This window comes from Roseovarius halophilus (ex Wu et al. 2025) (genome assembly GCF_047086965.1).
This window is the reverse complement of record NZ_JBKOTX010000008.1, coordinates 40712-54472: the sequence shown is the minus strand read 5'-3', so window position 1 is coordinate 54472 and position 13761 is coordinate 40712. Positions and strand designations below refer to the sequence as shown.

Genomic DNA, 13761 nt, shown 5'->3' with positions numbered 1-13761 from the left:
ATGATCCCAAAGACGACACTCCCCCTCGTGGCCATCCTCGCGATGCTCGGCCTGCCCGCCATGGCACAGGACGACAGCGGCACCGATCCCACCGGGGCGCTCGACATGGGCACCCCCGTCGATGAAGAGGGCAACCCGGTCACCGAAGACCCGGAGCCGGGCCAGCAATACATCCGCGAGGAACACGGTGACTGGTCCGTGCGCTGCCTGCGCACCGAAGAGGGCGAGGACCCCTGCCAGATCTACCAGCTGCTTTCGGACGAGGACGGCAACGATGTCGCCGAGGTCTCGATGGTCAGCATCGAAGAGGGTCAGGCCGCCGCCGGGGCAACCATCGTCGCGCCCCTTGGCACGCTGCTGACCGAACAACTGACGCTGCGCGTGGATGGCGGTACCGCCCGGCGCTTCCAGTTCACTACCTGCAACGAGGGCGGCTGCATCGCCAGGGTGGGCTTCACCGATCAGGATATCGGGCTGTTCAAGGCCGGGGCCGAGGCGACGCTGCGCCTGGTGCCCTTCGCCGCCCCCGATCAGGAGGTCGTGCTGTCCGTGTCCCTGTCCGGCTTCACCGCGGCCTTCGATTCGCTCTGAGCCGGTTGCACCGGGCACAAGCGCCGTCCCGGGGCACCGGGGCGGCGTTTTCGCGTCTCAGGGGGCCTTTTTCAGCGCCAGCACGGCATTGAGCCCGCCGAAGGCGAAGGCATTCGACAGCGCCACCTGCACCTGCGCCTCGCGCGCCTCATTCGGCACCACGTCCAGCGCGCATTCGGGGTCGAACTCCTCGTAGCCGATGGTCGGGGCGACCACGCCATCGCGCAGCGCCATGATGCAGGCCAGCAGTTCCACCGCGCCGGTCCCGCCGATCAGGTGGCCGTGCATGGACTTGGTCGATGAAATCATCAGCCGGTCGGCCTGCGCCCCGAAGACATCCGCCACGGCGGCGCATTCGGTCTTGTCATTGGCCGCGGTGCCGGTGCCATGGGCGTTGATGTACCCCACCTCGCCCCCGTCGATGCCCCCGTCGCGCAGGGCGCCCGCGATGGCCCGCGCCGCCCCCTGTTTCGAGGGCATGACGATGTCGGAGGCATCCGAGGACATGGCGAATCCCGCCACCTCGGCCAGAATCTCGGCACCGCGCTTTTTCGCATGATCCAGCCGCTCGAAGACGAAGACGCCCGCCCCCTCGCCCTGGACCATGCCGTTGCGCGTGGCACTGAAGGGCCGGCAGGCCTCCTTTGACATGACCCGCAGCCCTTCCCAGGCCTTGACCCCGCCAAAGCACAGCATGGATTCCGATCCGCCGGCCAGCATGACGTCGGCCAGCCCAGAGCGGATCATGTTGAAGGCCTGCCCCATGGCATGGTTGGACGAGGCGCAGGCCGTGGCCACGGTGAAGGAGGGCCCGCGCAGGTTCCATTCCATGCTCACATGGCTGGTGGCCGCGTTGTTCATCAGCTTGGGCACGATGAAGGGATGGACCCGGTTCTTGCCCTCTTCGTAGACCGCGCGGTAATTTTCATCCTGCGTGTTCAGCCCGCCGCCCGAGGTGCCCAGCACCACGCCCGACCGGTCCGCCAGGTCCCCGGAAAACGACAGCCTCGATTGCCCCAGCGCCTGCCGTGCGGCCAACAGGGTGAACTGGGTAAACCGGTCATAGAGCGAGATCTGCTGGCGGTTGAAATGGCTCTCTTCGTCGTAATCCGTGACCTGCCCGCCGATCTTGACGGCCAGCCGGTCCACGTCGCGGATATCCAGCGGGCCGATACCACAGCGGCCCTCGCGCATGGCCTCCAGCGTGGCGGGCACGTCATGGCCCAGGGCATTGATGGTGCCGGCCCCGGTGATGACGACGCGATGGCTCACGTCTGCTCGGCGACCAGTCGCTCCACCGCCGCGATGATCGCACTGACCGAGGAAATGTCGAAGTCGCTTGCCGCAGGTTCGTTGGCGTTGAAGGGAACAGAAATGTCGAAGGTTTCTTCGATGGCGAAGATGCTCTCGACCAGGCCAAGACTGTCGATCCCGAGGTCCTCGAGCGTGCTCTGCGGTGTCACGTCGGAGGGGGCGAGCATGGCCTGTTCGGCGATGATGGCGATCACCTTGTCAGCGATGTCGTCACGCATGATGTCCTCTTCGCGGTTCCCTGCTGAAGATTTAGGGATTCGGGCGGCCCTTGGAAACCTTTATTCGCCCTCGGGCGCCCTGTCGCGCCCAGCCCCGCGCGCCAGCCGCCGCAGGGCTTTCTGTTCGGCGCGATGGGCATGGGTGGGTTTCGCCGGGTGGCCGCTGACGAAGAGCCCATCGCCCAGGTTCGACAGGATCACGGCCCCGCCGCCCGCGACCACGTCGCGCCCGATCTCGAGGTTATCGGCCACCCCCGCCTTGCCGCCCAGGATCACGCGCGGCCCCAGCACGCTGGAGCCCGCGATGGCGGCATGGGCGCAGATCAGGCAATCCGCGCCGAGCACCACATTGTGGCCGATCTGGACAAGGTTGTCGATCTTGACGCCGTTGCCGATGCAGGTGGCCCGGATCGTGCCCGCGTCCACGGTGCTGTTGGCGCCGATTTCCACGTCGTCGCCGATCTCGACCCCGCCGAGGGAATGGATGCGGTGCCAGGCCCCATCATTGTCAGGGTTGGCGGGCGGGTCGAGCGGGGCGCCGCCGCGCTGGCGCAGGGCGCGCTCGACGTTCGACGGGCCGGCATTGGTGAAGGAAAAGCCGTCGCCGCCGATGACCACACCCGGCTGGGCGATGAAGCGGGCGCCGATGCGCACCCGTGCCCCGATGCGGACCCCGGCGTGCAGGGTGGCCCCGGCCCCGATGCGGGTTTCGGGGCCGATGCTGACATGGGGGCCGATCCGCGCCCCCGGCCCGAGGACGACCCCCGGCCCGATCACGGCGAAGGGGCCGATCACGGCATCCGCCGGCACTTGGGCCGTGGGGTCGATCACGCAGCTCGGATGGCGACCGGACAGCCCGGCGAAGGCCGGATCGTCCTCCAGCAAGGCGGTCAGCCCGGCCATGGCCAACCGGCCGCGCGGGGCGACGATGGCACCCGCCAGGCCCAGGGCCTCAAGATCGGCACCGGGCCAGACCACGGCGGCCCGCGCCCGGCTGGCGGCCAGTTGATCCGCGAACTTCGGAGCGACGGCAATGGCCAGATCCTCCGGCCCGGCCGCGGCCGGTTCGGCCAAGCGATCCACCTTCAGCGTGGCGTCGCCCAGGGTCTCGGCCGCCAGTGCGGCCGCGATCTCTTGCAGGCTGTGGCGCATGACGGCCCCCCTTGATCCCGGGGGCCAGACTTAGCCGCCGACAGCGCGGACCGCCACCCCCTCGTCGGCCAGCGCGCGCCAGATCTGCGCGTCACGCCCATAGACATCCTCGCGGAAGTTCAGCGCGCCGTCGGTGTGGGTGAAAGCCGTGCGGTAGACGATATGCACCGGCACGGGCTGCTCCAGGTCGACCCGCGTCTCCTGCCCGGTGTCCAGACGGCTGTGAAAGAACCCCTCGGGATCGCTCGTCTGGGGCGCCAGCAGCGTGTAGGCGAACTCGAACGGCTCGTTGAGGCGAATGCAGCCATGGCTGAAAGTCCGGGTCTGACGGCTGAACAGGCTCTTTTCCGGCGTGTCGTGCAGGTAGATGTTGTACTGGTTCGGGAACATGAACTTCACCAGCCCCAGCGCGTTGCCCCGGCTGGGGGGCTGGCGCATCGAGAAGGGGAAGTTGCGTCGGTTGAACTGGCTGAAATCCACCGCGCCGCGATTGATCCGGCGCCCGCGGCTGTCGGTGATCTCGATGTGGCTGACCGCGTTGGGGTTGCTCTGCAACATCGGCAGATATTCCTTGGTGATGATCGAGCGTGGCACGTACCAGCTGGGATTGATCACCATGAATTCCATGACATCCGAGAACTCGGGGCTCTGGCGGTCGCTGGCGCGGGCACCGATCACCGAGCGGGTCATGAAGGTCGGCTCGTCATCGTCCATGAGGATCGCGTGGAAATCGGCCAGGTTGACCCAGACATGCCGTTCACCGCGGGGCCGGTTCATCCAGCGTTCACGCTCCATCGCGACCATGACGCTTTGAAGCCGGGCCTGGGCGGAGACGTTGAGCGCGCGCAGCGTGCTGCCGCCGACGATGCCGTCGGGGTTGAGCCCATGGGCCTGCTGAAAGCGCTGCACCCCGGCCTGGACAGCCGCGTCATAGGCCTGCGTCGCCGCACGCTCCATGTAGCCCATGCGCACCAGCCGGTCGCGCAGGGCCACCACCGGGGCGCCACTGTCGCCGGGCTCGAGCCGTCCGGCGGGCACCGGCGCGCCCCAGCCGCCTTCGGCGAGCAGCCGTTCCAGCCGCATCTTCTCGCGCAGCAGCCGGGCGTATTCCGGCGATTGCGGCGGCAGGGCGGCGACGAACCCTGCCGGGTTGGATTGCGCCATGCCACGGATCAGGGACAGCTGACTGCGCAGCGGCACCTCGCGCTTGATCGCCGGCACCACGGCACCGGGCCGCAGCAGACCGGTCTGCACGTCGCGGGCGTATTGTAGGAACAACTCGCTCAGGTAGACCTCGGTCGCGCCCTTTTCCGCCGGTGTTTCGGCGGCGCGCAGCCGCGCCATCACCTGATCGGGGTCATATGTCGACATGGGCAGGCCGTGGTCGCCCGCATCCGCCAGCACCCCGAGGAACGCGTTTCGCCGCGCGCGATCACGCCCCGTGCTGCCGGTCCAGATGCCCTCGAAGTCGCGGCCGCGATAGAACTCCGCCAGCGCCTCGTTGCGCGCGGCACTCTCGGCCACCGCTTGGCGGAAGGCCGTGACCTGGGCCGCGGCCGGTGCGGGCACCGCAATGGACAGAAGCCCGGCGCAAAGCACCACGGACAGCGAGAATTGGTTAACGATTTTGAGCAAGGCTGGCATAGAACAAGCGGTCCCTAAAAACAGATGTGACGAGCGTGTCGAAATGGGAGTGTTCACCCGCACAGACAGTCCTGTCCATTCACAATCGCGAAAACGGGCGCGACCGGTGCCAGGCTGTTGCCTGTCTGCCAATGTCGTCAGGCCAATGCGGCACGGCCTCCACAAGTCAGGGAATTCTGACCTTTTGCGCAAAATCCTGCCGATTTTCACCTTGGTCGGCGGCCGACCACGCCCGGGGGTTGGTCCGCGAATCATTTTGTGGCATATGTCCCGTGCCGCCCACGAAAGACGACACGAAAATGTCGCCAGAGGGCGCGTGAAGGCAAAAGCGACGGGACAGGCGCTCACATCATGACGACGAACAGCTCTTCGGGTATCACCCGGCGCGGCCTGCTGGGGGCCTTTGCGGCCACCACGGTCACAGCCGCACCGACCTTTTCCAGTGCCGCCGGCTTCCTGCGGGGCGGCGGCGATATCCGGCGTATCCGCATGTACAACGGCCGCACCGGGGAACGGATCGACACAATCTACTGGATCGAGGGCAAGTATATCGGCGAGGCCCTGCGCGAGATCACGCTTTTCATGCGCGACTGGCGCACCGACCAGACCAAGGACGTCGACACCCGCACGATCGATATCGTGGCCGCCTCCCACAACCTGCTGGAGTCGAGCGAACCCTATCTTCTGCTGTCAGGCTACCGCTCGCAACAAACCAACGCCATGCTGCGCCGCCGGTCTTCGGGCGTGGCGCGCAATTCGCTGCACATGACGGCCCAGGCCGCCGACCTTCGGCTCGAAAGCCGCTCGGTGGCGCAGATGGCGCGGGCCGCCAAGGCTTGCCGGGCCGGGGGCGTGGGCCGCTACACCGGTTCCAACTTCGTGCACATGGACTGCGGCCCGGTGCGCAGCTGGGGCCGCTGAGCGCCTTACCCTCTGACAACAACCGGCCGGCGTGCTCCCCCCTTGCCCCCTGGTGTCGGAAACCTGTCACCGTGGACAAGCGACCATGACACGCAGGCCCGGATCGCCGGTGCGACACGGAGGCTACCGACCGCGACGCATTGATTTTTTCCGCGCGACAAGAAAAACTGCCCTGACGCCCGCAGTGGCGACCCCGCGGGAAGGACGGACATGGCAGAGCGGAAAATTCGCAATATGGAGGAATTCGCGGCCCTGAGCGGGATCTCACGGCCGACGGTCTCGAAGTATTTTCACGACCCCGACAGCGTCCGGCCCCGGACCCGCGCGCGCATCGAGAAGGCGCTGGAACACTACGACTATCGCCCCAATATCTTTGCCATCAACCAGAACCGGCGGCAGACCAACAACGTCGGCATCGTGGTGCCCTACCTGACCGACCCGTTCTTCGCCGAGATCGCCCGGCGGCTGGAGGAACGCTGCATCGCCGCCGGATTCCGGCCCACGCTCTATAGCCCCTACGGCCAGCCCGAGCTTGAGGTAGAGATCCTCGAGACCATCCGCCAACTGAAACCCGCGGGTGTCCTGCTGGCCCCGCTGGGCCGGCTGACGGACCGCGCCGCGGTCGAGAAATTCTGCGCCGATGTGCCCACAGTCCTGTTCGACAGCGAGATCGAGGATGCAGGGCAAGCCTTTGTCGGATCCGACAATTTCAGCTTCGTGTCGCAAACGGTGAACTACCTTGCGCGCACCGGCTCGCCGCCGTGCTTCTTCGAGATGCGCACCCCGGCCAACCCGAATGCCAACAAACGCCGCCTGGCCTATATCGAGCTTATGGAAAAACTGGGCGCAGTGCCGCAGGTGCTCAGCGTCGATGGCGAGGGCTGGGCCTTCGAGGAGATCGGGCGCGAGGGTGCCCTGCGCATCCTCGAAGGCGGCGGCTTTCCCGGCGACACCGTGCTGTGCAGCAACGACCGCCTGGCCATCGGGCTGCTGTCGGCCTGCTATGAAAAAGGCCTGCGCGTGGGCCGCAGCGAGGGCTGCGCGCTGCGGGTGGCCTCGCACGACGACCACCCGTTTTCCCGCTTCGCCTGCCCCTCGCTAACCACGGCCGCGCATGATTACGATTCGGTCTCGGGGGCCGCGATGGAGACGTTGACCCGCCTGATCGAGGCCGGGGGCAGCTTTGCCGCGCGCGAGATCGGCCTCTACCCGGCCAAGCTGATCCTGCGCAGCTCAGCCTAAGTTTACGCGCGAAAAAAATATATTGACGCACGAAATAATGACCGCTTAGGCTGCCCGGACATCCAAGTCAGGGAGGATCAAGGATGAAACTGAGGAGCACGCTTCGCGCCGCCACGGCGCTCACGCTGGTATCCGCTGCGGCGGTTTCGGCGGAAACCATCACCATCGCCACCGTGAACAACGGCGACATGATCCGCATGCAGGGCTACACCGACGACTTCACCGAGAAGACCGGGCACGAGGTCGAGTGGGTCACATTGGAGGAGAACGTCCTGCGCCAGCGGGTGACCACAGACATCACAACCAATGGCGGCCAGTTCGACATCATGACCATCGGCATGTACGAGACGCCGATCTGGGGTGCCAACGACTGGCTGGTGCCGCTGGACGATCTGTCCGAGGACTATGACGTCGACGACATCCTGCCGGCCATGCGCGCAGGTCTGAGCCATGACGACACGCTCTATGCCGCGCCGTTCTACGGCGAAAGCTCCATGATCATGTATCGCACCGACCTGATGGAAGAGGCCGGCATGGAAATGCCCGAGGCCCCGACCTGGCAGTTCATCCGCGACGCGGCCGCCGCCATGGACGACCCCGAGAACGGCGTCAACGGCATCTGCCTGCGCGGCAAGGCCGGCTGGGGTGAGGGTGGCGCCTTCATCACCGTGACCGGCAACTCCTTCGGCGCGCGCTGGTTCGACATGGACTGGAACGCCCAGTTCGATCAGCCCGAATGGAAAGAGGCGCTGACCTTCTTCGTGAACCTGATGAACGACTACGGCCCCGAGGGTTATGCGACCAACGGCTTCAACGAGAACCTGTCGCTGTTCCAGCAGGGCAATTGCGGCATGTGGATCGACGCAACCGTCGCCGCCTCCTTCGTGACCAACCCCGAGGATTCGGAGGTGGCCGACAGCGTGGGCTTCGCGCTGGCGCCCAATGCCGAGAGCGTCGAGAAACGGTCGAACTGGCTCTGGGCCTGGGCGCTGGGCATCCCGGCAGGCACCCAGAAAGAGGACGCCGCGAAGGAATTCATCGAATGGGCCACCTCGAAGGACTACATCGAGATGGTCGCCGAGAACGAGGGCTGGGCCAACGTGCCGCCGGGCGCGCGGACCTCGCTCTACGAGACGCCTGAGTACCAGGAGGTCCCCTTCGCCGACATCACGCTGGACTCGATCAATGCCGCCGATCCGACCGACCCGACCGTCGATCCGGTTCCTTACGTCGGGATCCAGTTCGTCGCCATCCCGGAATTCGCCGGTATCGCCACCGAGGTGAGCCAGGAATTCTCGGCCGTCTATGCCGGTCAGCAGTCCATCGACGAGGCATTGGAGAAGGCCCAGGCCATCACCAACGAGGCGATGGAAGCCGCGGGCTACCGCTAAGCCGCGCTCCCGACCCCGGGGGCGGCCTGTCCGCCTCCGGGGGTTCTTGACCGATATCCGCCTTTGCGCATTCTTCGTCAGCCTCGACCCCGCAGCGGGCCGATACAGGAGTGATTTCCATGGCGACCAAGGCTTCCCGTTCCGCCGCGCGCCTGATGATGGCACCCGCCGTGGTCCTGCTCATGGGCTGGATGCTGGTGCCGCTGTCGATGACCGTCTGGTTCTCGTTCCGAAAATACCTGCCGCTGCGGGGCGGCGACCTGGGCTGGGCCGGGTTCGAGAACTACAGCCGCTTTGTCACCTCCAGCAGTTTCTGGCCCGCCGTCTCGACCACCCTGATCATCGTCGGCAGCGTGCTGTTCATCACGGTGGTGCTGGGGGTTCTGCTCGCGCTGATGCTCGATCAGCCCTTCTGGGGCCAGGGGATCGTGCGCATCCTGATCATCGCGCCCTTCTTCGTGATGCCCACGGTTTCGGCGCTGGTCTGGAAGAACATGTTCATGGACCCGACCAATGGCCTTTTCGCGCATCTTTGGCGCCTTTTCGGGGCCGACCCGGTGGCCTGGCTGTCCGAGGCCTCGACCGGATCGGTCGTGATGATCATTGCCTGGCGCTGGCTGCCCTTTGCCACGCTGATCCTGCTGACCGCGATCCAGTCGCTGGACAGCGAACAACTCGAGGCCGCCGAGATGGACGGCGCCGGGCCGCTGCAACGCTTCGGCCATATCATCCTGCCGCACCTGGTCCGGGCCATCACCATCGTGATCCTGATCCAGACGATCTTTCTGCTATCGATCTTCGCGGAAATCTTCGTGACCACCGGCGGCGCCTTCGGCACCCGGACCCTGACCTACCTGATCTTCCAGCGCGTGCTGGAAAGCCAGAACGTCGGGCTGGGGTCTGCGGGCGGTGTCTATGCCATCATCCTCGCCAATATCGTCGCCATCTTCCTGATGCGCATCGTCGGCAAGAACCTGGACGCCTGAGGAGGATCCGCCATGGCCCGTGCCGTCACCACGCAACGCAAGACACTGACCACTGCCCTCGCCTGGGTCGTGGGCCTGGTGATCTTCTTTCCGATCCTCTGGACGATCCTGACCAGCTTCAAAACCGAGGCCCAGGCCATCGCCAACCCGCCGCTGTTCCTCAATTTCGACTGGACGCTGGAAAACTACGCCGTCGTGCAAGAGCGCTCGGACTACATGCGCTTTCTTTGGAACTCGGTCTTCCTGGCGAGCGGCTCGACCCTCCTGGGCATCATCGTCGCGGTGCCCGCGGCCTGGTCCATGGCCTTCGTGCCCTCGAAGCGGACCAAGGGCATCCTGCTGTGGATGCTGTCCACCAAGATGCTCCCGGCGGTGGGTGTGCTCTACCCGATTTACCTGCTGTTCATCCGCTTCGGGCTGCTGGACAGCCGCGTGGGGCTGGTCATGGTGCTGATGCTGATCAACCTGCCGATTATCGTCTGGATGCTTTACACCTACTTCCGCGAAATCCCGACCGAGATCCTCGAAGCCGCCCGGATGGACGGGGCGACCCTCAAGGAAGAGTTGTTCTACATCCTCACGCCCATGGCCATTCCGGGCATCGCCTCGACGGTGCTGCTCAATTTCATCCTGGCCTGGAACGAGGCCTTCTGGACGCTCAACCTGACGGCCGTGGACGCGGCCCCGCTCACCGCCTTCATCGCCAGCTATTCCAGCCCCGAGGGCCTGTTCTTCGCCAAGCTGTCGGCGGCCTCGACCATGGCCATCGCACCGATCCTGATCCTTGGCTGGTTCAGCCAGAAACAACTCGTCCGCGGCCTGACCTTCGGCGCCGTCAAGTAAACCGTCACACAAGGAACCCGCCCATGGGACGCATCCAACTCAAAGACGTGACCAAGAGCTTCGGTGACGTCCAGGTCATTCCGCCGCTGAACCTGACCATCGAAGAGGGCGAATTCGCGGTCTTCGTCGGCCCCTCGGGCTGCGGCAAGTCTACCCTGCTGCGCCTGATCGCGGGGCTGGAAGATATCACCTCGGGCCATATCGAGATCGACGGCAAGGATGCCACCGATGTCGTTCCGGCGCGGCGCGGGCTGGCCATGGTGTTCCAGTCCTACGCGCTCTATCCGCACATGAGCGTGCGCAAGAACATCGCCTTTCCGCTGCGCATGGCGAAGATGAGCAAGCCCGAGATCGACAAGCGCGTCGATTTGGCGGCCGAGGTTCTCAACCTCAAGGACTACATCGACCGCCGCCCCGGCCAGCTGTCGGGCGGCCAGCGCCAGCGCGTGGCCATCGGGCGGGCCATCGTCCGCGAACCGGCGGCCTTCCTCTTCGACGAGCCGCTCTCGAACCTCGATGCCGCCCTGCGCGTTGGCATGCGCATGGAAATCTCGGAGCTTCACAAGAAGCTCGACACCACGATGATCTACGTCACTCACGACCAGGTCGAGGCCATGACCATGGCCGACAAGATCGTGGTCCTTCAGGCCGGCAACATCGAACAGGTGGGCAGCCCGCTGGAGCTTTACAATCGGCCGAAAAACAAGTTCGTCGCGGGCTTCATCGGCTCGCCCCGGATGAACCTGATCGCGGGCGCCGAGGCCGCCCGGCATGATGCCACCACCATCGGCATCCGGCCCGAGCACGTGCAGTTGTCGCAGACCGAAGGCAGCTGGCAGGGCACCGTTGGCGTGGCCGAACACCTCGGGTCGGACACCTTCCTGCACATCCACGGCATTCCCGGCTGCGACCCGTTCACCGTCCGGACCGGCGGCGAGGTGGCGTTGAGCCATGGCGACACCGCCTTTCTGACGCCGACGGCCGACAAGATACACCGTTTCGACGCACAGGGGCTGAGGATCGAATGATGCGACTTGCAAACAAGACCGCCCTGATCACCGGGGCCGCACGCGGCATCGGACTGGCCTTTGCCAAGGCCTATGTGGCCGAGGGCGCGCGCGTGGCGATCGCCGATATCGACATCACCCGCGCACAGGCTGCCGCCGAAGAGATCGGACCGGCCGCCCAGGCCATCGAGATGGACGCGACCCGGCAGGACAGCATCGAGGGCGCCGTCGCGGCGGCGGCACAGGCCCTTGGCGGGATCGACATCCTGATCAACAATGCCGCGCTTTTCACCGCCGCGCCCCTCACCGAGATCACCCGCGACGACTACAACCGGGTTTTCGATCTCAACGTCGCGGGCACGCTCTTTACCATGCAGGCCGTGGCGCGGCACATGATCGACCGCGGCCAAGGCGGCAAGATCATCAACATGGCCAGCCAGGCGGGCCGCCGCGGCGAGCCGCTGGTCGCGGTCTACTGCGCCTCCAAGGCTGCCGTCATCAGCCTCACGCAATCGGCGGGGCTGAACCTGATCGAACACGGGATCAAGGTGAATGCCATCGCGCCCGGCGTGGTCGATGGCGAACATTGGGACGGCGTCGATGCCTTTTTTGCAAAATACGAGGGCAAGGCCCCGGGCCAGAAGAAGGCCGAGGTCGGCGCCGCCGTCCCCTATGGCCGCATGGGCCGCGCAGAAGACCTGACCGGGATGGCCGTCTTCCTGGCCAGCGACGAGGCCGGATACATCGTCGCCCAGACCTACAATGTCGACGGCGGGAACTGGATGAGCTGATGCCCGAGAGCGCGCCCACGACCACCCCGATTCCGCTGTCCGAGGCCACGCTCGACGCCCTGCCCGGGGGCATTGCGCGCCCCGGCTATGACCGTGGCCGCCTGACCCCCGGCATCGTTCATATCGGCGTGGGCAATTTCCACCGCGCCCACCAGGCCTGGTATCTGCACCGGCTGATGCAGCAGGGGCTGGCCCAGGGCTGGGCCATCATCGGCGCGGGCGTCCGGCCCTATGACGCGGCCATGCGCGACAAGCTGCTGGCGCAGGATTGCCTGACCACCCTGATCGAGCTGGACCCTTCGGGCAGTTCGGCCGAGGTCGTGGGCGCGATGATCGACTATCTTCCCATCGCCGAGGGTCATGGCCCCCTGATCGCGCAGATGGCCGATCCGGCCATTCGCATCGTCTCCCTGACCGTGACCGAGGGTGGCTATTACACCGATCCGGTCAACGGCGACTTCGACGCCACCCACCCCGACATCCGCCATGACGCCGACCACCCCGAACAGCCCCGCACCGCCTTCGGGGCCATGGTCGCAGCCCTGCGCCGCCGCCGTGCGGCGGGTCATGGCCCCTTCACGGCGCAAAGCTGCGACAACCTGCCCGGCAATGGCCGTGTCCTGCGCCAGACGGTGGTCTCGCTGGCCCGGCTCACGGACCCCGAGCTGGCCGACTGGATCGATACGCGGTGCAGCTTTCCCAATTCCATGGTCGACTGCATCGTGCCCGCGACGGGAGAGGCCGAACGCGCCCTCGCGCGCGGCTTCGGCCTGGACGACGCGGCCCCCGTCACCCACGAGAACTTTCGCCAATGGGTGATCGAGGACGATTTCTGCGCCGGGCGCCCGGACTGGGATCGCGTCGGTGCCACCTTCTCGGATCAGGTCCACGCCTACGAGATGATGAAACTGCGCATCCTCAACGCGGGCCACCAGGTGTTGGCCAACGCCGGAGAGATCGCCGGGATCGAGACCATTTCCGGCTGCATGGGGCACCACGGAATCGCCGGCCTGTTCCACAAGGTCCAGCGCGAGGAGATCCTCCCGCATGTGGCCCAGGTGCCCGGAGCCTCGGCCGAGGACTACGTGGCCCTGATCGCGCAGCGCTTTTCGAACCCCGCGATCGTGGACACGACCCGCCGGGTCGCCTTCGACGGCGCGGCGCGGCACACCGGCTTCGTGCTGCCGATCCTGCGCGACGCGCTTGCAGGCGGCACGCCCGTGGGCGGGCTGGCCCTGGTCGAGGCGCTCTGGGCGCGCATGTGCGCGGGCACCCGAGAGGACGGCAGCACCATCGCCCCGAACGATCCGCAGTGGGAGGCACTGTCCGAGACCGCCCGCAAAGCCCGCCACCGGCCGCTGGCCTGGCTGGAACAGCGCCAGTTCTACGGCGACCTGGCCGAGAGGGCGGTCTTTCGCGACAGCTTTGCCGACTGGCTGACCCGGCTCTGGGACGAGGGGCTCGACCCCACGCTGGACCGCTACCGCGCCGGCTGAGCGCGCGCAGAGGCCGGGGCCGACGCGCCGTGCCGAAATCATACAAGACCGAACTGCCACGGCCGCTGAAAACCCGGGCGACGGGGCCCGGATAACACGACACCAAAGCCGCTCCTGCCCGAGTCGTGACACTTTCGCCACCGCGCTCACAAACCCGAAAGATTT

13 protein-coding genes are annotated in these 13761 nt (G+C 66.3%); 9 read left to right on the top strand and 4 right to left on the bottom strand.

Features of this window, described 5'->3' with window-relative positions:
- Positions 1-591, top strand: a complete 591-nt coding sequence (locus ACH107_RS02895) for an invasion associated locus B family protein (RefSeq protein WP_412504572.1) — start codon at positions 1-3, stop codon at positions 589-591.
- 57 nt (positions 592-648) lie between these two features.
- Here the strand turns inward: ACH107_RS02895 and ACH107_RS02890 are convergent, their stop codons facing one another.
- The 4 genes from ACH107_RS02890 to ACH107_RS02875 are packed head-to-tail and all read right to left on the bottom strand — an operon-like array spanning position 649 to position 4919.
- Positions 649-1863, bottom strand: coding sequence for a beta-ketoacyl-[acyl-carrier-protein] synthase family protein (locus ACH107_RS02890; RefSeq protein WP_412504571.1), 1215 nt, complete (start codon positions 1861-1863; stop codon positions 649-651).
- Complete coding sequence (locus tag ACH107_RS02885) at positions 1860-2123, bottom strand: acyl carrier protein (RefSeq protein WP_412504570.1); 264 nt, start codon at positions 2121-2123, stop codon at positions 1860-1862. Before ACH107_RS02885 ends, ACH107_RS02890 begins: the two co-directional genes overlap by 4 nt.
- A gap of 60 nt (positions 2124-2183) precedes the next feature.
- Positions 2184-3275: a UDP-3-O-(3-hydroxymyristoyl)glucosamine N-acyltransferase gene (locus tag ACH107_RS02880; protein WP_412504569.1), complete on the bottom strand. Its 1092-nt coding sequence runs from the start codon at positions 3273-3275 to the stop codon at positions 2184-2186.
- Between the two features lie 30 nt (positions 3276-3305).
- Positions 3306-4919 carry a L,D-transpeptidase family protein gene (locus ACH107_RS02875; RefSeq protein ID WP_412504568.1) on the bottom strand — a complete coding sequence of 538 codons (1614 nt, stop codon included), beginning with the start codon at positions 4917-4919 and terminating at the stop codon, positions 3306-3308.
- Positions 4920-5270: 351 nt separating this feature from the next.
- Between ACH107_RS02875 and ACH107_RS02870 the strand changes: the two genes are divergently transcribed.
- From ACH107_RS02870 to ACH107_RS02835, 8 genes are all read left to right on the top strand, one after another.
- The gene (locus ACH107_RS02870; RefSeq protein WP_412504567.1) at positions 5271-5840 is read left to right on the top strand and encodes a YcbK family protein; all 570 of its coding nucleotides are present in this window, start codon (positions 5271-5273) and stop codon (positions 5838-5840) included.
- 210 nt (positions 5841-6050) lie between these two features.
- Positions 6051-7082 carry a LacI family DNA-binding transcriptional regulator gene (locus ACH107_RS02865; protein ID WP_412504565.1) on the top strand — a complete coding sequence of 344 codons (1032 nt, stop codon included), beginning with the start codon at positions 6051-6053 and terminating at the stop codon, positions 7080-7082.
- Positions 7083-7165: 83 nt separating this feature from the next.
- On the top strand, positions 7166-8473 hold the full coding sequence (locus ACH107_RS02860; RefSeq protein ID WP_412504564.1) for an ABC transporter substrate-binding protein: 1308 nt from the start codon (positions 7166-7168) through the stop codon (positions 8471-8473).
- Between the two features lie 119 nt (positions 8474-8592).
- Positions 8593-9459, top strand: coding sequence for a carbohydrate ABC transporter permease (locus ACH107_RS02855; RefSeq protein ID WP_412504563.1), 867 nt, complete (start codon positions 8593-8595; stop codon positions 9457-9459).
- Positions 9460-9471: 12 nt separating this feature from the next.
- Positions 9472-10302 carry a carbohydrate ABC transporter permease gene (locus ACH107_RS02850; protein WP_412504562.1) on the top strand — a complete coding sequence of 277 codons (831 nt, stop codon included), beginning with the start codon at positions 9472-9474 and terminating at the stop codon, positions 10300-10302.
- A gap of 23 nt (positions 10303-10325) precedes the next feature.
- Complete coding sequence (locus ACH107_RS02845) at positions 10326-11330, top strand: ABC transporter ATP-binding protein (RefSeq protein WP_310690198.1); 1005 nt, start codon at positions 10326-10328, stop codon at positions 11328-11330.
- Positions 11327-12100, top strand: coding sequence for an L-iditol 2-dehydrogenase (locus ACH107_RS02840; RefSeq protein ID WP_412504561.1), 774 nt, complete (start codon positions 11327-11329; stop codon positions 12098-12100). The genes ACH107_RS02845 and ACH107_RS02840 overlap by 4 nt, the downstream gene beginning before the upstream one ends.
- A complete protein-coding gene (locus tag ACH107_RS02835; RefSeq protein ID WP_310690200.1) occupies positions 12100-13596 on the top strand; it encodes a mannitol dehydrogenase family protein in 1497 nt (498 codons plus the stop codon). Before ACH107_RS02840 ends, ACH107_RS02835 begins: the two co-directional genes overlap by 1 nt.
- Positions 13597-13761: the final 165 nt, after the last annotated feature.

Coding starts and splice junctions, on each gene's coding strand:
- ACH107_RS02860 (WP_412504564.1), top strand. CDS start 7,166: ATGAAACTGAGGAGCACGCTTCGCGCCGCCACGGCGCTCACGCTGGTA.
- ACH107_RS02885 (WP_412504570.1), bottom strand. CDS start 2,123: ATGCGTGACGACATCGCTGACAAGGTGATCGCCATCATCGCCGAACAG.
- ACH107_RS02855 (WP_412504563.1), top strand. CDS start 8,593: ATGGCGACCAAGGCTTCCCGTTCCGCCGCGCGCCTGATGATGGCACCC.
- ACH107_RS02865 (WP_412504565.1), top strand. CDS start 6,051: ATGGCAGAGCGGAAAATTCGCAATATGGAGGAATTCGCGGCCCTGAGC.
- ACH107_RS02845 (WP_310690198.1), top strand. CDS start 10,326: ATGGGACGCATCCAACTCAAAGACGTGACCAAGAGCTTCGGTGACGTC.
- ACH107_RS02895 (WP_412504572.1), top strand. CDS start 1: ATGATCCCAAAGACGACACTCCCCCTCGTGGCCATCCTCGCGATGCTC.
- ACH107_RS02875 (WP_412504568.1), bottom strand. CDS start 4,919: ATGCCAGCCTTGCTCAAAATCGTTAACCAATTCTCGCTGTCCGTGGTG.
- ACH107_RS02840 (WP_412504561.1), top strand. CDS start 11,327: ATGATGCGACTTGCAAACAAGACCGCCCTGATCACCGGGGCCGCACGC.
- ACH107_RS02880 (WP_412504569.1), bottom strand. CDS start 3,275: ATGCGCCACAGCCTGCAAGAGATCGCGGCCGCACTGGCGGCCGAGACC.
- ACH107_RS02870 (WP_412504567.1), top strand. CDS start 5,271: ATGACGACGAACAGCTCTTCGGGTATCACCCGGCGCGGCCTGCTGGGG.
- ACH107_RS02850 (WP_412504562.1), top strand. CDS start 9,472: ATGGCCCGTGCCGTCACCACGCAACGCAAGACACTGACCACTGCCCTC.
- ACH107_RS02835 (WP_310690200.1), top strand. CDS start 12,100: ATGCCCGAGAGCGCGCCCACGACCACCCCGATTCCGCTGTCCGAGGCC.